The organism is Collinsella aerofaciens, from assembly GCF_028209885.1.
Lineage (GTDB): Bacteria > Actinomycetota > Coriobacteriia > Coriobacteriales > Coriobacteriaceae > Collinsella > Collinsella aerofaciens_BA.
Map to the genome: position 1 here is coordinate 1 of NZ_JAQLEM010000036.1, position 21,539 is coordinate 21,539.

At 58.4% G+C, this 21,539-nt stretch carries 20 protein-coding genes; 18 read left to right on the forward strand and 2 right to left on the reverse strand.

Annotated features, from left to right (window positions below; genetic code table 11):
* The first annotated feature begins 285 nt into the window (after window positions 1-285).
* From PMX21_RS08570 to hflX, 15 genes are all read left to right on the forward strand, one after another.
* Window positions 286-1,956: a ribonuclease J gene (locus PMX21_RS08570; protein ID WP_117654800.1), complete on the forward strand. Its 1,671-nt coding sequence runs from the start codon at window positions 286-288 to the stop codon at window positions 1,954-1,956.
* Between the two features lies 1 nt (window position 1,957).
* The gene (locus PMX21_RS08575) at window positions 1,958-4,738 is read left to right on the forward strand and encodes an FtsK/SpoIIIE family DNA translocase (RefSeq protein WP_271759144.1); all 2,781 of its coding nucleotides are present in this window, start codon (window positions 1,958-1,960) and stop codon (window positions 4,736-4,738) included.
* Window positions 4,738-6,249, forward strand: a complete 1,512-nt coding sequence (locus PMX21_RS08580; protein ID WP_271759145.1) for a helix-turn-helix domain-containing protein — start codon at window positions 4,738-4,740, stop codon at window positions 6,247-6,249. The genes PMX21_RS08575 and PMX21_RS08580 overlap by 1 nt, the downstream gene beginning before the upstream one ends.
* Window positions 6,250-6,275: 26 nt before the next feature.
* A complete protein-coding gene (locus tag PMX21_RS08585) occupies window positions 6,276-6,773 on the forward strand; it encodes a YajQ family cyclic di-GMP-binding protein (RefSeq protein ID WP_271759146.1) in 498 nt (165 codons plus the stop codon).
* A 27-nt stretch (window positions 6,774-6,800) separates the two neighbouring features.
* The gene (gene rimO / locus PMX21_RS08590) at window positions 6,801-8,150 is read left to right on the forward strand and encodes a 30S ribosomal protein S12 methylthiotransferase RimO (protein ID WP_271759147.1); all 1,350 of its coding nucleotides are present in this window, start codon (window positions 6,801-6,803) and stop codon (window positions 8,148-8,150) included.
* A 99-nt stretch (window positions 8,151-8,249) separates the two neighbouring features.
* Window positions 8,250-8,798, forward strand: a complete 549-nt coding sequence (gene pgsA / locus PMX21_RS08595; RefSeq protein ID WP_006235973.1) for a CDP-diacylglycerol--glycerol-3-phosphate 3-phosphatidyltransferase — start codon at window positions 8,250-8,252, stop codon at window positions 8,796-8,798.
* Window positions 8,799-8,810: 12 nt separating this feature from the next.
* Window positions 8,811-9,341, forward strand: a complete 531-nt coding sequence (locus tag PMX21_RS08600; RefSeq protein ID WP_271759148.1) for a CinA family protein — start codon at window positions 8,811-8,813, stop codon at window positions 9,339-9,341.
* Window positions 9,342-9,598: 257 nt separating this feature from the next.
* Entirely contained in the window at window positions 9,599-10,747 is a 1,149-nt protein-coding gene (gene recA / locus PMX21_RS08605) for a recombinase RecA (RefSeq protein ID WP_271759149.1), read from the forward strand.
* A gap of 11 nt (window positions 10,748-10,758) precedes the next feature.
* The gene (locus tag PMX21_RS08610) at window positions 10,759-11,451 is read left to right on the forward strand and encodes a regulatory protein RecX (RefSeq protein ID WP_271759150.1); all 693 of its coding nucleotides are present in this window, start codon (window positions 10,759-10,761) and stop codon (window positions 11,449-11,451) included.
* A gap of 257 nt (window positions 11,452-11,708) precedes the next feature.
* A complete protein-coding gene (rny, locus tag PMX21_RS08615) occupies window positions 11,709-13,259 on the forward strand; it encodes a ribonuclease Y (protein ID WP_271759151.1) in 1,551 nt (516 codons plus the stop codon).
* Between the two features lies 1 nt (window position 13,260).
* Window positions 13,261-14,346, forward strand: a complete 1,086-nt coding sequence (locus PMX21_RS08620; RefSeq protein WP_271759152.1) for an ATP-binding protein — start codon at window positions 13,261-13,263, stop codon at window positions 14,344-14,346.
* A 74-nt stretch (window positions 14,347-14,420) separates the two neighbouring features.
* A complete protein-coding gene (locus PMX21_RS08625; protein ID WP_006235982.1) occupies window positions 14,421-14,738 on the forward strand; it encodes a stage V sporulation protein S in 318 nt (105 codons plus the stop codon).
* 49 nt (window positions 14,739-14,787) lie between these two features.
* Window positions 14,788-16,158 (forward strand): tRNA (N6-isopentenyl adenosine(37)-C2)-methylthiotransferase MiaB, encoded by a 1,371-nt coding sequence (gene miaB / locus PMX21_RS08630; protein WP_271759153.1) that lies wholly within the window; start codon window positions 14,788-14,790, stop codon window positions 16,156-16,158.
* Entirely contained in the window at window positions 16,158-17,096 is a 939-nt protein-coding gene (miaA, locus tag PMX21_RS08635) for a tRNA (adenosine(37)-N6)-dimethylallyltransferase MiaA (protein WP_271759154.1), read from the forward strand. Before miaB ends, miaA begins: the two co-directional genes overlap by 1 nt.
* Window positions 17,096-18,385, forward strand: a complete 1,290-nt coding sequence (gene hflX, locus PMX21_RS08640) for a GTPase HflX (RefSeq protein WP_271759155.1) — start codon at window positions 17,096-17,098, stop codon at window positions 18,383-18,385. The genes miaA and hflX overlap by 1 nt, the downstream gene beginning before the upstream one ends.
* Here the strand turns inward: hflX and PMX21_RS08645 are convergent.
* Both PMX21_RS08645 and lexA read right to left on the reverse strand, forming a co-directional pair.
* On the reverse strand, window positions 18,370-19,074 hold the full coding sequence (locus PMX21_RS08645) for a heparan-alpha-glucosaminide N-acetyltransferase (RefSeq protein ID WP_271759156.1): 705 nt from the start codon (window positions 19,072-19,074) through the stop codon (window positions 18,370-18,372). The genes hflX and PMX21_RS08645 overlap by 16 nt on opposite strands.
* On the reverse strand, window positions 19,074-19,718 hold the full coding sequence (gene lexA / locus PMX21_RS08650) for a transcriptional repressor LexA (protein ID WP_271759157.1): 645 nt from the start codon (window positions 19,716-19,718) through the stop codon (window positions 19,074-19,076). Before lexA ends, PMX21_RS08645 begins: the two co-directional genes overlap by 1 nt.
* Before the next feature lie 163 nt (window positions 19,719-19,881).
* Between lexA and PMX21_RS08655 the strand changes: the two genes are divergently transcribed.
* The 3 genes from PMX21_RS08655 to dut are packed head-to-tail and all read left to right on the forward strand — an operon-like array spanning window position 19,882 to window position 21,274.
* Window positions 19,882-20,331, forward strand: coding sequence for a LysM peptidoglycan-binding domain-containing protein (locus PMX21_RS08655; RefSeq protein WP_271759158.1), 450 nt, complete (start codon window positions 19,882-19,884; stop codon window positions 20,329-20,331).
* A gap of 51 nt (window positions 20,332-20,382) precedes the next feature.
* Window positions 20,383-20,826, forward strand: coding sequence for a transcriptional regulator NrdR (gene nrdR / locus PMX21_RS08660; protein ID WP_055285168.1), 444 nt, complete (start codon window positions 20,383-20,385; stop codon window positions 20,824-20,826).
* 4 nt (window positions 20,827-20,830) lie between these two features.
* A complete protein-coding gene (dut, locus tag PMX21_RS08665) occupies window positions 20,831-21,274 on the forward strand; it encodes a dUTP diphosphatase (RefSeq protein WP_055285169.1) in 444 nt (147 codons plus the stop codon).
* Window positions 21,275-21,539: the final 265 nt, after the last annotated feature.

Here is a 21,539-nt window from a genome sequence, read left to right on the forward strand (position 1 = left end):
TTCCGCACGAACAGGAGGCCACTTAATGTGGCCTCCGTCGTGAGCAGGACTGTAGAGCAGGAAACTTAGCCCGTGCCGGGCCCGCTGAGACCAGACCGGCGGGATACACAGGTTCAGATGGGGCTTTGATGCATGGGTGGTCTGTTGTTGTGCAAATGGGTATCATACTGTGGTTATTGCATCGACTCTGCGATGCATTGTTGTACGTTCCCGGCGGTCGGTTTGCCAGAAGCGCCCCGTCGGTTGTTCCAGACCCGTTTCGAAGAAAGGAAACCACACGAACCTATGGCAGCTAAAAAATCATCTCCCTTGAAGATCATTCCGCTCGGCGGCCTTGACGGCATCGGCAAGAACATGACGGTCTTCGAGTGCGGCGACGACATGGTGCTCGTCGACGCCGGTCTCATGTTCCCCGACGATTCCCAACCCGGTATCGACCTGGTGCTTCCCGACTACACTTATGTCCTGGAGAACGAGGAGAAGCTCCGCGGCATCATCGTCACCCACGGCCACGAGGACCACACCGGTTCGCTTCCGTACCTGCTGCAGGACCTCAACAATAAGGTGCCCATCTTCTCGAGCAAGCTGACGCTCGGCTTTATTGAGGGCAAGCTCTCCGAGTTCCGCATCCGCGCGCCCAAGTTCCGCGAGGTCAAGGGCGGAAGCCACGTCAATCTCGGTGGCATCTCGCTCGACTTCTTCTCGATGACGCACTCCATTCCGGGTGCTCTGGGCGTGTTCATTCGCACCAACCAGGGCACCGTTATGCACACCGGTGACTTTAAGCTCGACCAGACGCCCATCGATGGCGTCACGCCCGATTATGCCGCCATCAGCCGCTTTGCCAAGCAGGGTATCGACCTGCTGCTTTCCGACTCCACTAACGCCACGGTTCCGGGCTTTACCAAGTCCGAGGCCGAGGTTGGACCCAACCTGCTGCACGCCATCAAGAACGCCCCGGGCCGTGTGTTCGTCGCGTCGTTCTCGAGCCACATCCATCGCCTGCAGCAGATCTGCGATGCCGCCCGCAAGTGCGGCCGTAAGGTCGTTGTGACCGGTCGCTCCATGCTCACTAACACCCGCGTGGCGCGCGAACTGGGCTACCTCAACATCGACGACGCCGATATCATCGATGCCTTTGACATTGATAACCTGCCTGACGACAAGATTGTTGTCATGTGCACCGGTTCGCAGGGCGAGCCGCTGTCGGCCCTGTCCCGCATGGCCAATGGCGAGCACAAGACGCTCTCCATCCACGAGGGCGATACCGTTATCCTCTCGGCAACTCCTGTTCCCGGCAATGAGAAAGCCGTCCAGCAGGTCGTCAACAGCCTGGCCAAGCTCGGCTGCGACGTGTGGGATAAGAACCGCGCCCTCGTTCACGTTTCCGGTCACGGTAGCCAGGAGGAGCTCAAGCTCCTGATGGCCATGGCCAAGCCCACGTACTTTATGCCGGTTCACGGTGAGGCCGTGCATCTGCGCGCCCATGCCCAGCTGGCCCGCAAGATGGGCATCAAGGACGATCATATCTTTATCCTCGATAACGGCGACACGCTCGAGATGCGCGGCGGTATCGTCAAGCGTGGTACGCCCGTCGAGTCCGGCGTCGTCTACGTCGACGGCCTGCGTATCGGCGATACCGACCCCATCGTCCTGCGCGATCGTCAGAAGCTCGCCAACGACGGTATGGTTACCGCTGTTGCCATTGTCTCGCTCAAGCACAAGAAGATCGAGGCCATCGAGTTCTCGGGCCGCGGCGTCTCGTTTGCCATCGACGACCAGTTCTCCGAGGATGCCTCCGCGTCCATTATGAAGACGATCGAGAAGGGTAAGTTCAGCTTTACGAGCAGCGGTTCCGATGCCATTCGCAAGGCCGTGCGCGATTCGCTCTCCAACTTCATTTGGAGCCGTACGCGCACCCGTCCGATGATTATCCCGGTCGTCATGGAGGTTTAGTTTGGCGCGCGGATCTGCACAAAACGCCAAAGGCAATAAAGCCAACAACCAACCGGCATCTGCTAAGGGTGCCGGTTCCCATCTGCGTGCCAATAAGGGCCACGAGGCGGACTTCGACGATTTTGAACCCTTGGTGGAGCCGTCGGCCAACCGCGATATCGCCGGCGTGGTTATCGCCGTTTTGGCGATTGCGTCCTTCATTGCCGTGATTTCGCCGGCGACCGCACCCGTGACGGCTGCGGTTGCCGGTTTCTACCACCTAGGCTTTGGTCTGGGCGCCTACGTGCTGCCGATCGTCATTTTGCTGTTTGCCGCCACGCTCTTTTTAGGTGAGGACTCGCCGCTCAACATTCGCTCGGTCGCGGGCGGAGCCGTGGTCTTTATCGCCGTCGTCTCCATTCTTTCGCTGATGGTGCCGGGTACGAGCGACTCGTGTGACCTTATGTTTACGCCGCAAAATCTGTCCGCCTCGGGTGGCTACATCGGTGCGTTTATTGCGAGTGCGCTGCAGAATGCACTGGGTAAGCCTATCGCGATGGTGGTCCTGTTGGGTCTGGCCGTCGTTGGTTTTGTCATCATCGGCTTTTCGGTGGGTGGCGTGCTGCGCTCTGCTCGCGACCGTGCGGCCGATTTTGCCGAGCGCCGTCGTTCCGACGTCAACGCGAGCCCGTGGGGTGACGACGAAGCCCTGTCGGTGCCCGGCGTTGCCCGTCCGCACTTGAGCATTCTTCGTCAAAAGGGCTCCGATGCTGCCGTGACCACGGTTATGGGCAACGATGTGGACCCGGTTTTGGACGATGACGATGAGGACGATGACCCGTTTGTCGACGTGTCCGAGGCCGTGGAAGCTGAGCGGGCCAAGACCACACTGTTGCCGCGCCGCCATGCCAAGAAGGGCAAGGCTGCGCCCAAACTCAACACGAGCGAGCCCGACCCGTCTTGGTCCGAGAGCGAGATTGAGCTCACCGAGGGCGATGACGAGGACGACGAGGCTCCGATTGAGACCGCAAAGACAACTTTGCTGCCGCGTTGCCATGCAAAGCGCGACCAGGTAACCGGTCAGCTTTCGATGGAAGACGACTCCGATAAGATCGACGAGTCCGAGCCGCCGTTTGCCGTGAATCCTGTCTCGGCAGCACCTCAGATTCCCGACTTCTTGAAGCATCCCAAGGTTGCCGATACGGCTGTCGCGGGCGCTGCCGAGGCGCCTACTTCTAGCGATGGGGGAGCGGTCAATGCCCCCGCGGATAACGAGGGCGAAGAAGAGGATGGCCTTAAGCTTCCGCCGCTCGAGATCCTGCGCGCCAACCCGCAGTCGGCTTCCGCCGCGTCCTCGGACAAAGAGCTTGAGCAGACTGCCGAGTCACTGCAGTCCACGCTGCTTGAGTTTGGCCGCAGTGCCCGCGTGGTCGGCTGGATCGCCGGCCCCACGGTGACGACCTTTAAGCTGCAACCTGGCGAGGGCGAGCGCGTGAGCAAGATTTCGAGCCTCGAGGACGATATCGCGCTATCGCTTGCTGCCCAGTCGGTGCGTATCTTTGCCCCGATCCCCGGCACCTCGCTTGTGGGTATCGAGATCCCCAATCGCAAGCGCCAGAACGTCAACCTGGGCGACGTGCTTCCCTATGTGAAGGGCGGTCCGCTCGAGCTCGCCATCGGCCGCGATGCCGAGGGCACGCCGGTCGTCGCCGACCTTGCCAAGATGCCCCACCTGCTGATCGCCGGTACCACGGGTTCCGGTAAGTCGGTCATGATCAACTCCATCATCACGACCTTGCTCATGCGCGCCCTTCCCGAGGACGTTCGCCTGATCATGGTCGACCCCAAGCGCGTCGAGCTTGCGGGCTATAACGGCCTGCCGCATCTCTACGTGCCCGTAGTGACCGAGCCCAAGCAGGCCGCGAGTGCCTTGCAGTGGGCGGTGTCCGAGATGGAGCGCCGCCTGAAGGTCTTCGAGCGCCTTAACGTGCGTAAGATTTCGACCTACAACGAAAAGCAGGCCGCCGGCGAGTTTGAGCATTACGACAACCCGCCGCAAAAGATGCCCTACCTGGTCATCATCATTGACGAGCTCTCGGACCTGATGATGGTCGCCGGTAAGGATGTCGAGGCCTCGATCGTGCGTATCGCCCAGCTGGGCCGTGCCGCCGGTATCCACCTTATCGTGGCCACGCAGCGCCCCAGCTCCAACGTGGTGACGGGCCTCATCAAGGCCAACATCACCAACCGCATCGCCTTTAACGTTGCTACGGGCATCGACTCGCGCGTCATCATCGATCAGATGGGTGCCGAAAAGCTCACCGGTTTGGGCGACATGCTGTTCTCCAAGGTCGACTGGGGTAAGCCTCGCCGTATTCAGGGCTGCTTTGTCTCGGACGACGAAATCAACGAGATTGTCGAGTTCGTCAAGTCGCAGAGCGAGCCAGACTACCACGAGGAGATCCTGTCTGCCGTGGCGCCCGCTTCCATGTCCATGGCGGGTGGCGGCGGCATTGTCCGCACCGGAGTCGCCGAGCCGCAAGACGATGATCCGCTCATTTGGGAAGCCGCCCATATTGTGGTGGAATCGCAGCTTGGCTCCACATCTGGCCTGCAACGCCGCCTAAAGGTTGGCTATGCGCGTGCCGGGCGTATTATGGACATGCTGGAAGAGAAGGGTGTCGTCGGCCCGCCTGACGGTTCCAAGCCGCGCGAGGTCCTGTTGGACGAGGAGGGGCTTGCCGCGCTGGAATCTGTCGACGCCGAGATGGCACGTGAAGATCGTGAGTTTGGAGGATTCTGATGGCTGCACGCTTTGGTGACATGCTGCTCGAGCAGCGTCGCCGAATGGGCCTATCCATTCAGCAGGTCGCCAACACCATCAAAATCAGGCCGCAGATCATCGAGTTTTTCGAGACCGGTAACTTTGCATCGATGCCCCCGCGTGGCTATGCGCAGGGCATGATTTCGAGCTACGCTCGCTATTTGGGGCTTAACCCGCGCGAGGTCGTCAACGCTTATTTTGACGACCTCATGGCATATGAACGCGAGACCTCGCAGCAGGGCGGTCGTTTTCAGGATGCTGCCGGCTACGTTAACTCGCGTTCGTCGGTCGATAACGGACGCTTTCTGATGGTTCAGGGCGGTCGTTCGACCCGCTATGGACAGCGTCCTCAGCAGGCCGGTTATATTACCGAGACGGGTTCGGGCGAGGAGATTCGCTCACAGCGTGACCGGTTCCGCAGTACGCCGATGCCCGAGGACCGTGCACTTCCCGCTGCCCGCGGCGTGGCGCGTGACCCTCGTGCCGGCTACGGCGACGGCGGCTATTCCGATCGCGGTTACCGTGGTGCCTCTATGGGACGCTCTCGCGGTGGCTATGCGGATGCCGATACCACGCAGGTGACGCCGCGTCTTCGCTCTCAATCACAGCCGTATGGCCAGCGCTCTTCGGCTTCGCGTTCGGGCCAGCGTGGCTATCAAGGCCGCGGTGAGCTTGCGCCCCGCTCGGGTCAGCGCAGCCTTCAGGGCCAGGGCGGCTATCGCGGCCGTTCCGATAGCAATCGCGGTCGTATGCCTCAGGGAGGCGGCCGCAGCAGTTCCGGTCGTGGACGCGGCGGATCACGTACTCCTCAAAACAACGGGCTCGATCCGCGTATCGTCTACGCCGGCATCGGTGCCGTTGTGCTGCTGTTGATTGTGCTCATCGTGGTGCTTCTGCGTGGCTGCGCATCTTCGGCGCCCGAGAACACGCCCGAGACGCCCACTGCTACCAAGATGACGACCAAGAAGTCTTCTAAGAAGACCGAAACGGTCGACGAGGACGATGACACCGATGAGGCGACGGATGAGTCGACTGATTCGGACGCTACCAAGACGACGGCCAAGAAGGAAGAGAACGAGGTCACGAAGGTCAAAGTCTCCGTTGCCAAGGGAAAGACCGCGTGGATTGAGGTCAAGGTTGACGGCAAGTCGGTCTATGGCGCCCAGGCGACTGGCCCCTTTGAGCAGGAGTACACGCCCGAGTCTTCGATCGAGATCACCACGTCCAAGCCTTCCGATGTCACCGTTACCAAGAACGGTGAAAAGGTTCGTTACGATACCAAGACCTCGGGCGTGGCGCGTGTGACGATCACCGTTCCCAAGAAGGAGACGTTTGATTCCGAGAATGGTGAAAGTTCTGATGGTACCGACACCACCGATGGTACCGATACCACCGACGGTACCGATGCCCAGTCCACGGATGGCGCCGATACCGCAACTGACGGTCAGACACCCACCGATTCTACCGACAATTCGTACGATAGCTACTAGGCCGCTCGTACGCGAAAGGAAACATCATGGCTAAAGATTCCAGCTTCGACGTCGTGTCCGAGGTCAACATGCAAGAGGTCGATAACGCCTTTCAGCAGACCACGCGCGAGATTTCCCAGCGCTATGACCTTAAGGATTCCGGCGCCACGATCGAGCTTTCGAAGGGCGACAAGCTCTTTACGATCAACGCCCCGGCCGACTTTGTCTCCAAGCAGATTGTCGACGTGCTGAGCTCCAAGCTCATCAAGCGCGGCATCGACCTCAAGGCCGTCTCGTGGGATGCTCCGCAGGCGGCATCGGGCGGCACCGTGCGCGTGCTCGGCCATATCGTCGAGGGTATCGACCAAGCGACCGCCAAGAAGATCAACAAGGACATCAAGGACCAAAAGCTCAAGTTCAAGGTGACCATCGAGGCCGACAAACTGCGTGTTTCCTCTGCTTCGAAGGATGCGTTGCAGTCCGTGATCCAGTTCCTGCGCGACCAGGACTACGGCCAGCCGCTGCAGTTCACCAACTACCGCTAATATCAATCGAAAGGACCGCTCTCCAACATGGATACACCGTTGGGCTCCGTGCTCTACATCACCCTCGGGTGCGCTAAGAACGAGGTTGACACTGACCGCATGCGTTCTCTTTTGACCGCCGCGGGCTACGAGGAGGCATTCGACCCGCAGGATGCCGATATTGCCATCGTCAATACTTGCTCGTTCCTCGCCTCCGCAACGTCCGAGAGCATCGAGACCACGCTCGAACTCGCCAACGAGGTTCAGGACGGCGTTCGTTCTTGCCCCATCGTCATGTGCGGCTGCGTGCCGTCGCGCTATGGCGATGACCTACCTGACGAGCTGCCCGAGGTCGCTGCCTTTGTGAAGGCCGACGAGGAGGACGGCATCGTGGCGGTCATCGATGGCGTGCTGGGTGTCGAGCGCGAGATTGCAGCCTATATCCCGCAGGTCAAACGTACCGTCGAGGGTGCTGTCGCCTACGTCAAGATTTCCGATGGCTGCAACCGCTTCTGCAGCTTCTGCATGATTCCCTACATCCGCGGCCGCTATCATTCGCGCAATGCCGAGAGCATCATCTCCGAGGTGCGCGACCTGGTTGCCGGCGGTGTGCGCGAGATCGTGCTGATCGGCCAGGACACGGGCATCTGGGGTACCGACTTTGCCGACGAGGACGTCGCCGATGGCTCGCCGCGCAATCTGGCGCAGCTGCTGCGTGCCGTCGCCGAGGCCGTGCGCCCGCACAACGTCTGGGTCCGCGTGCTCTACCTGCAGCCCGAGGGCATGACTGACGAACTCATCGAGACGATACGCGATACGCCCGAGGTTCTGCCCTATATCGATATCCCCGTGCAGCACTGCGACGCGCGCATCCTCAAGGCCATGCGTCGCTCCGGTTCGCGCCAGGAGCTCGAGGATCTGTTCCGCGACCTTCGCGAGCGCATCCCCGGTATCGTGATTCGCTCCACGGCCATGGTCGGCTTCCCGACCGAGACCGACGACGAGTTTCGTGATCTTATCGACTTTATGGACACCGTCGGCTTTGACTACACGAGCGTCTTTGCCTACTCGCAGGAGGAGGGCAGCCTGGCCGCTAAGATGGAGGGTCAGGTCGACGAAGAGGTCAAGCTCGAGCGCGCCCAGGAGGCCATGGACCTGGCCGAGTCGCTCGGTTTTGCCGCCACCGCCGCACATGTGGGCGAGCGCGCCCAGGTGATCGTCGACGGTATCGAAGAAACCGAGGAAGGCGCCGAGCTGATCGGCCATGCCTGGTTCCAGGCGCCCGATTCCGATGGCGCGGTGCATCTGGATGCCAGCGAGGCATCTGTGGGCGATATTCTGACTGTCGAGTTTACCGATAGCTTCTGCTATGAGCTTATCGGCCATGTTGTGGAGTAGGAGAGCATCGTGGCAAACGAGAGCAATAAGGAACTGACGAGTGTTTGGACGCCCGCCAACATCGTGACGTGCGTTCGCATCGTCTTTATCCCGGTGTTCATGATCGTGTCGGCGCTTTCTCACACGAGTGTTGCCGGTACGGATTGGAGCACCTTCGACGGCCCGCTCGCCGCCGCTGCCTTCATTCTGTATGTGATCCTGTCGTGCACCGATAAGGTCGACGGCTATCTGGCGCGTTCGCGCAACGAGATCACCGACTTCGGTAAATTCTTGGACCCCATCGCCGATAAGCTGCTCGTGTTTTCGGCCCTGCTGCTGTTCTTGGATTTTGGCGCGGTGACCGTGTGGTCCGTGTTCATTATCCTGTTCCGTGAGCTTCTGGTGAGCGCCCTTCGCATGGTCGCGAGTGCGGCCGGTGTGGTCGTTGCGGCCGATAAGCTCGGCAAGTACAAGACGGCGACCACGATGGTCTCCATCTGCGGTTACCTGTGCGTTTTTGCTATGGCCGGCTTGCACCTTGGCCCGGTGGCGCTGACGCTCGGCATCTACTCGGTGTCGCGCTTCCTGTATGCCGTTGCCGTTGTCTTGACCGTTATCTCGGGCGCCCAGTACTTCTGGAACTGCCGCAAGATCGTCTTTTCGGTCTAGGTCCTGGTGGGTATGACGGACTCTTTTGAGCAGATTTCCGCACATAACGAGGAGCTGGCGCGCGATATCGTCGAGCGCGCGAGCGCTCGGGGTGTGACGGTTTCGACGGCTGAGTCGCTGACGGCGGGTATGATCGCCTCGACGATTGCGGATATCCCGGGCGCCTCGGCGGTGCTGCGTGGCGGTGCGGTGACCTACTGCGATGAGATTAAGCATCGCGTGCTGGGTGTTGAGCAGGAGACGCTCGACCGCTACACCGCGGTGTCGCATCAAACTGCGCGCGAGATGGCGTCGGGTTCGCTGGAGCTGTACCAGAGCGATATTGCAGTGAGCGCAACGGGTTATGCCGGCCCCGGCGGTGGTACTGAGGACGATCCTGCTGGCACTTTCTATATTGGCTGGGCACATCGTTCCGCCGATGGGGGAGTGCCGGTCGTGGACTCTGTGCGCTGCCACTATGAGGGCGACCGTTCGTGTGTTCGTGCCCATACGGTCACGGAGGCATTGGGTCGCATTGCCCTTGTGCTCAACCCTATGGAATAGACGTGTTTTAAGGGGCCTCCGGGCCCCTTAATTGTGGAGATAGGGACCTCCGGCGAATTTTATCTTTGTGCAGGTAGTTGTCGTATTTTTCCTCGTCATGATTTTCTTGGTTCGCCTGCGGTCAAGATTTTGGTCAGTGTTTGGTCGGCGTTTGGTTGGGTTTTGGAAAGGTCGGCTGCATATGATTTATCTGAACGGTTGACCACGAACAGCCGTTCGTTTATTATCGATGCAGGTTGTTAAGAGGAGGGCTATTCATGGCCAAGAATTCAGGTCCCGTACGTACCGTTCATGCTCGCACGACGGGTAAAGAGCGCGATGAGATGATCGCCACCACCAAGGCCGACATCGAGAAGAAATTCGGCCAGGGTTCCATCATGAGGTACGGCGACGGTGGTCCCGAGCTCGAGGTCGAGGCCATTCCCACGGGCGCCCTGGCCCTCGATGCCGCGCTGGGTATCGGCGGCGTGCCGCGCGGCCGTATCGTCGAGATTTACGGTCCTGAGTCCTCCGGTAAGACGACGCTTTCGCTCGAGATCCTGGCCGAGGCCCAGGCAATGGGTGGCGTTGTGGCATTTATCGATGCCGAGCACGCGCTTGATCCCACGTATGCCGCGCGCATCGGCGTGGATATCGACGAGGTGCTCATTTCCCAGCCCGATACGGGCGAGCAGGCGCTCGAGATTGTTGACATGCTCGTGCGTTCCGGCGCCATCGATGCCATCGTCGTCGACTCCGTCGCCGCGCTGACCCCGCGTGCCGAGATCGAGGGAGAAATCGGCGATACTACGGTCGGTCTTCAGGCTCGCCTGATGAGTCAGGCGCTCCGCAAGCTCGCCGGCTCGCTGTCCAAGTCCAACACGACGTGCATCTTCATTAACCAGCTGCGTGAGAAGATCGGCGTCATGTTCGGCAACCCCGAGACTACGACGGGCGGCCGCGCCCTTAAGTTCTTCTCTTCGGTGCGTATCGACATTCGCCGTATCGACAGCATTAAGCTTAAGGACGAGGTTATCGGTAACCGCGTGCGCGCCAAGGTCGTTAAGAACAAGGTGGCAGCTCCGTTCCGTTCTGCTGAGTTCGACATCATGTACGGTACGGGCATCTCTAAGGAGGGCTCAATTCTGGACATGGCTGTCGAGTGCGGCATCTGCAAGAAGATGGGCTCCTGGTTTGCCTATGGCGAGGACAAGCTTGGCAACGGTCGAGAGGCCGCCAAGGCGTTCCTGCGCGAACACCCCGATTGCGCCGACGAGATTGAGCATAAGGTCCGCCTTGCCTGCGGACTTGAGTTTGATGACGATGCTCCGTCCGAGGTCGAGCTGACCGATCAGCCTGCGCCTGAGGAGTTTGACGAGCTTTACGCCATCGATGGTTCCGCCATGCTCGATGATGACGACGAGTAGCGGTTACGCTCATGTCGTATACGGTGACCGAGGCCACGGCCGTCTTTCCCGATAAGAAGGCGGCTTCCTCGTTCTCGAGCGGGTATGCGTCCAAAAAGCCTTGCGCACATATCGATTGTGAGCTTGAGGGCGGTTTTGAGCGGTCCATTTGGATTCCCGTACGGGTCGCGCGGCTGTATGTCAAAAACCGCCCCGATCTTCCCTGTGATTGGGACAACTTTCGTGAGGCGGTGCAGCTCATCGAGCGTAAATGTGCACTTACCATGGTGACCGAGATGCTATCGCGCCGCGACCATGCGACGGGTGAGGTCCGTGACAAGCTGGCTCGCTACGGCTTTCACCAGCCCGCGATCGATTTCGCCGTCGAGCGCGCCACCGAGTATCACTTTTTAGACGAGAACCGCTTTTGCTCGTACTTTATCGAGGAGCGCAAGCGGCGCGGTTGGGGACAGCGCAAAATCGAGACCGAGCTCAAGCGCCGTCATGTCGTGCTCGATGACATTCCCGGTTATCCCGAGGATTATTTTGCCGTCGAAGACGATTTGGCGCGTGCGTCAGCCCTGCTCGCCAAGCGGCGTGTTCCAGAGACGCGTGGATTCGAAAAACTGGTTCGGTTTTTGATGGGCAAGGGCTTCTCGTATCACATCGCCGCCGATGCCGTTAAGGCACGTCTCGATGCCGAACGCGAGGAATGTGCGGTTTAGGCGTATGCGTTTTGTGGCCCTGCCGTTCACCGCGTTTTAGCCGCCGTGCCGGGGCCATTTATTTGACAGTTGTTGTGGTTCAACGTACGATAAACACTGTCATTTGCTTTGTGATATGTGCTCATCTGTGATGAGTTTGTTTATATGTTTATCTGTATCCGACCCGCATAAGCTGCGCCCATATTACTCAAATGTCGCGAGCCGTTCGTAAGGACGGTTCGCTTTGTTGTGTAACGAATCCATAAAAAGGAGTGAGCATGCCTATCATCGCAGCGCTCGTTGGCATCGTTTTGGGTGCCATCGCCGCCATTGCCTACATGCGCACCGCCAAGCAGGGTAGTCTTCACGAGGCCGACGAAAAGATCCAGTCGGCACACGCACAGGCTGAGTCCCTGATCGGTGATGCTAAGCGTCAGGCCGAGACCCTCAAAAAAGAGGCTCTGCTCGAGGCTAAAGAGGAGATCATCAAGAACAAGCAGGCCGCCGAGGCCGAGGACAAGCAGCGTAAGAGCGAGATTCGTACGCTCGAGAACCGTGTGATGCAGCGCGAGGAGTCCCTCGATCGCCGCAACGACGCTCTCGACAAGCGCGAACATCAGCTGTCCAGCCAGGCCGGTCAGGTCGAGAAGCGCTCCCGCGAGCTCGAGGAGCTCTGCGCCAAGCAGACCTCCGAGCTCGAGCGTATCGCCGACCTGACCCGCGAGGACGCCCACAAGGAGCTCCTCGATAAGGTTCGCGGCGAGGTCACCCACGAGGCTGCCACGATCATTCGCGAGTCCGAGCAGCAGGTTCGCGCCGAGTGCCACAAGACCGCCCAGGAGATTCTGTCCTTGGCGATTCAGCGCTGCGCTGCCGACCACACAGCCGAGGTCACCGTTACCTCCGTGCACATCCCCTCTGATGACCTCAAGGGCCGTATTATCGGTCGCGAGGGTCGCAACATCCGGACCTTCGAGCAGGTTTCCGGCGTCAACCTCGTGATCGACGACACGCCCGAGACCGTCGTTCTTTCGAGCTTCGACCCGGTCCGTCGTGAGACCGCCCGTGTTGCCCTCGAGAACCTCATCGCCGACGGCCGCATTCACCCCGCCCGCATCGAGGAGATGTATCACAAGGCTGCCGACCTGGTTCAGCAGCGCGTGCGCGAGGCTGGCGAGCAGGCTGCCTTCGATACCGGCATCCACGACCTGCACCCCGAGATCGTCAAGACCCTTGGTGCCCTGCGCTACCGTACCTCGTTTGGTCAGAACGTGCTTCAGCACTCCCTCGAGGTCTCTGACCTGTGCGGCGTGATGGCTTCCGAGCTTGGCCTGGACGTTGTGACCGCTAAGCGCGCCGGCCTGCTGCACGACCTGGGCAAGGCAATCGACCATGACGTCGAGGGCCCGCATGCCGTCATCGGCGCCGAGCTTGCCCGCCGTTATGGCGAGAAGCCCGTTATCGTTCACGCTATCGAGGCTCACCATGCCGATGTCGACCCCAGCACGGTGCTCGATGTCCTGGTACAGGCCGCCGATGCCGTCTCCGCCTCTCGCCCCGGTGCCCGTCGCGAGTCTGCCGAGAACTACATCAAGCGTCTTGAGAAGCTCGAGGAGATTGCCAACTCCCATGAAGGCGTCGAGCGTACCTATGCCATGCAGGCTGGTCGCGAGGTCCACGTCATGGTTCAGCCGGACAAGATCTCCGATGCCCAGTCCACGGTCCTGGCTCACGATATCGCCCATCAGATCGAGGAAGAGATGGAGTATCCCGGTCAGGTGCGCGTCGTCGTGATTCGCGAGAGCCGCGCTGTCGATATCGCTAAATAACATGAGCGACGCGAACGAGCTCATCTCATTTATCGCGTCGATGTCGGGGGAGGGCAACCTTCGCGTCGAGGAGAACCTTGGCGAGGGGTATGTCCGCCTCCGCGTTTCGGAGGCCGAGCGGCGCCAGGCAAAACACGACATTCAGCATGTCGAGGATATCGTCATCGAAATGCTCCGTAATGCTCGCGATGCCGGCGCCGACAAGGTCTATCTCGCCACGACCAAGGAAGATGGCGTCCGCACGCTTGTCTTTCTGGATAACGGTTCGGGCGTTCCGCAGGATATGCAAGAGCGAATCTTCGATGCTCGCGTTACCTCAAAGCTCGAGAGCATGAAGATGGACCGTTGGGGCGTTCACGGTCGTGGCATGGCATTGTTTTCGATCAAGCAGAACACCGACGAGGCCCGTGTGGTCACGTCCGGCGTCGATCTTGGTTCAGCCTTTAAGGTGAGCGTTGCAGCCGACCGCCTCAGCGAGCGTGCCGATCAGTCCAGCTGGCCCCAGGCCGTCAAGGATGAGGACGGACGTTATGTCTGTGCTCGCGGCCCGCATAATATTATTCGCGCTGCCTGTGAGTTTGCGCTCGAGGAGCTGCGTGGTTGCGATGTCTATCTTGGTTCTCCGTCTGAGATTGCCGCGACCCTTTATGCTCAGGCGACAAGTCGGCTCGATACGTCTCGTCTCCTGTTCATTGACGACGAGAGCGAGCTTCCGGTTGTCGACCGTTTAGGCCTTGCCTCCGATGCCGAGGACTTTATCCGCATCTGTTCGGGTTTGGGTCTTGAGATGTCCGAGCGCACGGCTCATCGCATTTTGGCAGGGCAGATTAAGCCCGTTCGCGGTGTGACCGCGCGTCTGCTGCGCGAGCGTGATTCGTCTTCGCATGCGCCGGCTCCTGTCGATCTCGCGAAGGATCGTCGCGGGCTACGTATTGCCAAGGATGACATGGCACAGTTTTCGCGTGCTGTGGAGCGCGACTTTAATGACCTTGCCGCCCGGTACTATCTCAACCTTTGCGGCGACCCAAAGATTCGCGTTTCGCGTGATCGAATCACCGTGACCTTCGATCTTGCCAAAGAGGAATAGTGCCTTTACCGAGTCCACTCGGTACGATAAAGTTATTGCAGTTAAAACGTACTTTTAAACGCAGGAGTTTCTTCATGGATTGCCTGAAGGTATCAAGCAAATCATCGCCCGCGTCCGTTGCCGGCGCCATCGCCGGCATGGTCAAGGATGGTGTACCCGTCAACATCCAGTGTGTCGGTGCCGGTGCTGTCAACCAGGCCATTAAGGCCGTGGCTATCGCGCGCGGTTTTTTGATTCCAACCGGTTTTGATATTTCCTGCGCGCCCGTGTTCTCCGATATCCTCATTAACGGGGAGTCGCGCACGGCCATCCGCCTTTCTATCTACGTTCACCAGATCAATCGAGCTGCTATGGATAACGTCGTCATGGATGATGTTAAGCCTGTGGCATAGCTTCTGCTTGCCTCGATTCGCCTCCCTTCCATCGTTAGGACTTATGCACATGGACCAGCGTTCCGTACGCGATATTCTTGCCGGTAAAACCTACTTGATCCGCACCTTTGGCTGCCAGATGAATCAGCACGACTCCGAGCGTGTGAGCGGTCTGCTCGATTCGTATGGTTGCCTCATGGCGCTCGATCCCGAGCATGCCGATATCGTTGTCTTCATGACATGCTGTGTGCGTGAGGCCGCCGATACTCGCCTGTACGGTCAGTGCAATTCCTGCAAAAGCCTGCCGCCTTCGCCTTCGGGCAAGCGTGTGGTTGCCGTGGGCGGCTGCATCGCGCAGCGTGATGGCGAGGGCCTTCTCACCAACGTCGATAACGTCAATGTCATCTTTGGCACGCATTCTATCGCACATGTGGCCGAGCTCATTGCCGAGGCGTTCCTTGACGGCAAGCGTCATATCCGCACCAATGAGCATGAGGATACGGATGCCATGAGCATGCCGTGGCATCGCGAGACCCAGTATCACGCCTGGGTGCCCATCATGACGGGCTGCAATAATTTCTGCACCTATTGCATCGTGCCGTACGTGCGCGGTCGCGAAAAGAGCCGCCCCTTCGAGGAGATTGTCGACGAGGTGACCGGTTTGGTGCGCCAGGGCGTGCGTGAGATTACACTGCTGGGCCAAAACGTTAACTCATATGGTCGCGATCTGTTTGGCAAGCCGCGTTTTGCCGATCTGCTACGTGCCGTGGGCGATACGGGTGTGGAGCGCATCTTCTTCACGTCTTCGCATCCCAAGGATCTATTGCCCGAGACCATCGACGCCATGGCCGAGACGCCTGCCGTTATGCCGCAGCTGCACTTGGCCGTCCAGTCAGGTTCGACACGGATCCTCAAAGAGATGAATCGCCGTTATACACGCGAGGACTATCTGGGCCTGGTCGATCGCATTCGCAACCGCATGCCCGATATCGCGCTCTCGACCGACATTATCGTTGGCTTCCCGGGCGAGACTGAAGAAGACTTTGAGCAGACGCTCTCACTTGCCGAGACGGTCCGTTATGCTCAGGCCTATACCTTCATCTATTCCAAGCGCGCCGGTACCCCTGCCGCCGAGATTGACGATCCTACGCCGCATGAGGTTATTCTCGAGCGTTTCAACCGCCTGGTTAAGGTTATCGAGACCACGGCACACGAGTATAACCAGGGTGAGCTTCATGCTGTGGTGCCGGCGCTCATTGAGGGCACGAGCAAGAAGAACGATGCGGTCCTGCTGGGCAAGAGTCCCAAGAATCAGACCGTTCATGCGCCTATCCCCGAGGGTTACAGCATCGATCAGCTTGTTGGCAAGATCGTTGATGTTGACGTTGACGTTGCCAAGACCTGGTATTTGTCCGGCTCCGTTGTGGGCGAGCCGCGCTAATGGTTTCTCCCAGGGCAGGTCTTTCCGCCGTTGTGATCGTCGGTCCGACGGCGGTTGGTAAGAGTGATGTCGCCGACCGTTTGGCAGCTCGTCTTTCGTCCGAAGTGCTGTCGTGCGATGCGATGCAAATTTATCGCGGCATGGACATCGGTACCGCAAAGATGGCGCCCGATGAGTGTACGGCGCCGCTGCGTCTCGTCGACATCGTAGAGCCGGGTGTGGCATATTCTGCTGCGCTTTATCAGGCTGACGCTCGCGCGCATGTTGAGCGCTTGCTTGGCGAGGGCCGCCTACCGGTGTTTTGCGGGGGTACGGGGCTGTATCTTAAGGCCGCCCTTGATGAGATGGACTTTCCCTCGGGTGAACTTGAGGACGATCGCCGTGCGGGCTATCAGGAGCTTGCCGAGCGTATTGGCGAGGAAGAACTGCATGCCCTGCTTGCCGAGCGCGATCCAGAATCTGCTGCTGTTATTCATCCCCATAATGTGCGCCGTGTGATTCGTGCGCTCGAGATGCATGATGATGGTATCTCCTATGCACAGCAAAAAAGTCAGTTTAGTGTTCCGCGCGAGCATTATCATGCCCTATGGTTTGGCTTGACGCGAAATCGCGAGGTGCTCTATGAACGCATTAACCTACGCGTCGATCTGATGTTTGAGCAGGGTCTTGTCGATGAGGTCCGCGGTCTTATGGACCAGGGGCTGGGAGATGCCCTAACGTCGATGCAGGCAATTGGCTATAAAGAGATCGTCGATGCTTTCAATGGCGTGATAAGCATGGATGAGGCTCGCGAACTCATCAAGATGCGTTCGCGTCGCTATGCCAAGCGTCAGCTTTCGTGGTTTAAACGCGATGACCGCATCGTGTGGTTCGATATGGACGAGTTTACGATCGATGGGGTCGTTGAGGATATCCTTCACCGTATCGAGGCGGCCTAATGGCTCGGTTTCCCCTCGTTCCCACGGCGCCTGAGCCCGAACGTGCCGTTCTTGTCGGAGTTGAGTGGCGCGATAACGCCTGGCCGCTCGATCGTTCGCTTGACGAGCTTGAGCGCCTGGCCCATACGGCTGGCGCCCAGTGCGTGGCGCGTTTGTCACAGCGTCTGGTTAAGCCGTATCCTAAATCGTTTATCGGTTCCGGTAAGGTTGAAGAGCTGTGCGGCCTGGTACATCGCATGGATGCCGATGTCGTTATTTTTGACGACGACCTGACGCCCTCGCAGCAATCCTATTTGGAGAAAGCCGTGGGCGAGCCGGTAAAGATTATCGATCGTACTGCACTGATCTTGGATATCTTTGGCCTTCATGCTCAGACGCGTGAGGGACGCCTACAGGTACAGCTGGCACAGCTTCAATATTTGTTGCCTCGTCTGCGTGGCATGTGGAGTCATCTCGCCAAGGAACAGACGCGCGGCGGCATCGGCTCGCGCTTTGGTCAGGGCGAAAGTCAGCTCGAGGTCGACCGTCGCCTTATTCGTAATAAGATCGCTGCGCTTCGTCGTGAGCTCAAGCAGGTTGAACAGCGTCGCGATGTTCAATCCAAGAGCCGCATTGAGTCACCGGCGTTTCGCGTCGCGTTAGCCGGTTATACCAATGCCGGTAAATCGACGTTGCTCAATCGTCTTACCGGCTCTACGGTACTTTCGCAGGACAAGCTGTTTGCTACGCTCGACCCGACGACGCGTTCGTATCGCCTGCCCGGCGGTCGCGGAATGACGATTACCGATACCGTCGGCTTTATTCAAAAGCTGCCGCATGGTCTTATCGATGCCTTTAAATCGACGCTGTCCGAGGTTTTGGGTGCCGATCTAATTCTCAAAGTCGTAGATGCGTCTGACGAGGACTATGAACGGCAGCTGGAGGCTGTCGACCGCGTGCTTGATGAGATCGGCGCCGGAGAGCGCCTAACGCTGACCGTATTCAATAAAATCGATCTTCTCGATAGCGTTGATCGATTGAGCTTCCGTCGTCGCTATCCCGAGGCCGTGCTGTTCTCGGCCCAGACGGGCGAGGGACTCGACGATCTCGTCGACCGCATTGCTCGTGAGGCGGCTGCCACCGATGTGTTGCTCTCTGCTGATATCCCGTATCGTGAGGGCGCCCTCATCACGCTGGTTCATGAGCAGGGAAACCTTTTGCACGAGGAATATCTCGAGGATGGCGTTCGTATTGTGGCGAAGCTGCCGGCTCGTATTGCACCGCGGCTCGAGCGTTATCGCACCGAGTAGACGAGCTCCAAAATGCCCAGAATGATGGGCTGATGCAGCAGATAAAAGGGGAGTGCGTGACGTCCAAGGATTGCAAGCGCCGGGACGGGATTGGCGTAGGCCCAGCTAGGGACGGTCTTATCGATTCCCTGCGCTATATGTGCGGCGAAGTATCCTGCAAGATACATAAAGATAAACGGGATGATGGGGTAGTAATCGCCTGAAACAAACCCAGAGCTCGGAAATCCCAGCCACGCCAGGTAGGGGACAGGATAGATCGTTTTGGGGATACTCCAGGTGAGGGCGAACAACACAAGGCATAGGGATATGCCCCATCTCGCCGATATCTTCTTAAGGACGGGATCGGTCAACGCCACGATGCCGGTACATGCGGCCATGCAGTAGATGATGCCAAAATTAACCGAATCGTCTACTGAGACAAGTGTTGTTGCCAACCAGACGACGAGTGCTGCTAAGGCGTATTTGGCGGCACGTTTGATATTGTTGCGCGAAAGGGTGCACATCCAACCCGCGATAAATAAAAATACCCAGCTGATGCTGGCGCGCCAGATGTCTTGAAAGACAGTCTGGGTAAACCAGGGCATATCCCAGTCGTACAGGTAGGCGAGATCGTAGCAAGCGTGAAAACCTGCCATTGAAATCATCGTAAACCCGCGGACGGTATCAAAGATGGTGATGCGTTTTTGCATTACGAGAACCGGCGCATCAAGCCGACGACTTTGCCCAAGATAGCGGGATTCGTTGCATAGATAGGCTCCATGGTGTCATTCTCGGGCTGCAGGCGTACGCGTCCCTGCTCCTTGTAGAACGTCTTGACGGTCGCTGAACCATCAATCATGGCCACGACAATTTCGCCGTTCATGGCACTCTTTTGTTCACGGACGATGATGTAATCGCCATTGAAGATGCCGACATTGATCATTGAGCTCCCATGCACCTCAAGGATAAAGGAACCCTGATCGGTGGCGATTTCGGTCGGGATAGTAAAAGTGTCTTCGATATTCTGCTCGGCCAGAATGGGAATCCCAGCCGCGACGCGACCAACGAGCGGTAGCGAGACCGTTCCGCGAGGTGCGGTGGGCTCGTCAGATTTAGAAATTGAGACAGAGGAACCGTCCTCGTTAAAGAGTTCCAGGGCGCGCGGTTTGGTGGCATCGCGCTTGAGTAGCCCGCGCGCCTCCAGGGCAGATAGATGGGCGTGCACGGTGCTGGGGGAGGAAAGGCCCACGGCAGAAGCCATCTCGCGCACGCTGGGCGGATAACCCTTCTCCTGCTGATATTCCTTGATGAAGTCGTAAATTTGCTGCTGACGCTTGGTAATTTTGCGAGCCATCAGGGCATCCTCTCTACCCATGTCAAACAAATGTTCGAATTTTGCTTGACAGGAACAACTGTTCGAAGATAATAATAACCGAACATTCGTTCTCGCGCTAGACATTTTTGTCCGCGCGGCTTGATAAAACTGTTCTCAGCAAAACACGCGAGAGGAGAACATGATGAACGCAACGAATATGATCCAGGGAAACCTCGCCCTTAAGCTCGAGACGCCTGCGGCGCCGGCTTTCACGGTTGTTAAAGGCGGCCGATCTGGTTTCCAAACACTGCCTGGCAAGCCCGTCCGCAGCCAGTGCGTCGCCACGACTTCGGCCCCCGTTGCCCTAAAGGCTTCGACGATTGTCGCCCTAGCCGTTGCGCTCACGCTCTTCTTTGTACTTGCCACCTCGATCTTCAGCGCTCGTCACGCCGCATATGCCGAGTCGGTATCCAACGTTACCTACGAGACCGTCCGTGTTCAGTCTGGCGATTCCTTGTGGTCGCTAGCCCAGGAGCATCCGATTGAGGGTCTTTCCACGCAGGAGACCTCTGATATGATCCGCAACGTCAATCACCTGGAGCATGGCTCGCTCGATGCCGGTGCGCATCTTAAAGTTCCCGCACGTTCATAAGATTTAAGTACCGTCGCATGGTACCCTTGTAATCGTTTTAGAGGAGGTACCATGCGCTGTCCCAAATGCGGCAAGGCACATACCCGCGTCGTTGATTCCCGCATGCAGGAATCAAATAACACCATCAAGCGCCGTCGCGAATGCTGCTCATGCAATTATCGCTTTACGACATTTGAGCGTTGTGAAGACCCTATCGAGGTCATTAAGTCAGACGGATCCAAGCAACGGTTCGATCGCAATAAGCTGCTGGTCGGTTTGATGCGCGCCACGATCAAGCGAGATATCGACACTAAAAAGCTCAACGAGATCATTGACGATATTGAGGTTGAGCTTCGTTCCCGTACGCTCACGGCTGTTACGTCCCATGAGCTGGGCGATATGGTTCTTAAGCGGTTGGCCAAGATCGATAAAGTGGCCTACATCCGCTTTGCCTCGGTCTATCGCGATTTCAAAGACGTCGATGAGTTTCTGCAAGAGCTCGACAAGCTAAGGTGATTTCATGTCCAACATTACCGTTAACATTAAGCGTCTCGACCCAACCGTCGAGCTTCCCAAATACGCCCATCCCACGGATGCCGGTCTTGACCTCCGAGCCAACGAGGATTGCACCCTCAAGCCTTTTGAGCGTCGCCTGGTCTCCACGGGCCTAGCTGTCGCCCTGCCCGACGGCTACGCCGGCTTCGTCCAGCCCCGCAGCGGCCTGGCCATTAAGCAAGGCCTGTCCATAGTCAACACTCCTGGCCTCATCGACGCCCACTACCGAGGAGAGCTCAAAGTCATCCTCATCAACCTAGACCCCACGAACAACATCCAAATCAACAAAGGCGACCGCATCGCCCAGCTCGTCATCCAAGAAGTCCCCACGGTCAACCTCGTAGAAGTAGAAGAACTAGATAAAACCGACCGAGGAGCCGGCGGTTTCGGTTCTAGCGGCGTCGCTTAGTCGTTTACGTACTGTCCGCTGACCGGCCCGACCCGCCTATATATCATCCCATGCTCAAACATTCTCGCGGGGGCGCTCGTATCCCTCCCGCCCGTCTCTCACACATATCATCCCATGCTCAAACATTCTCGCGTCGCTTCGCTCGCTGCGAAACTGCGCGTGGAACGATATGTGTGAGAGGCGGGCGGGCGGTTACTCGCTTGAAAATAATAATCATTCTTTCTGATAAGCCGATGCGACAAAGGGTTGGATCCTTTGTCGCATC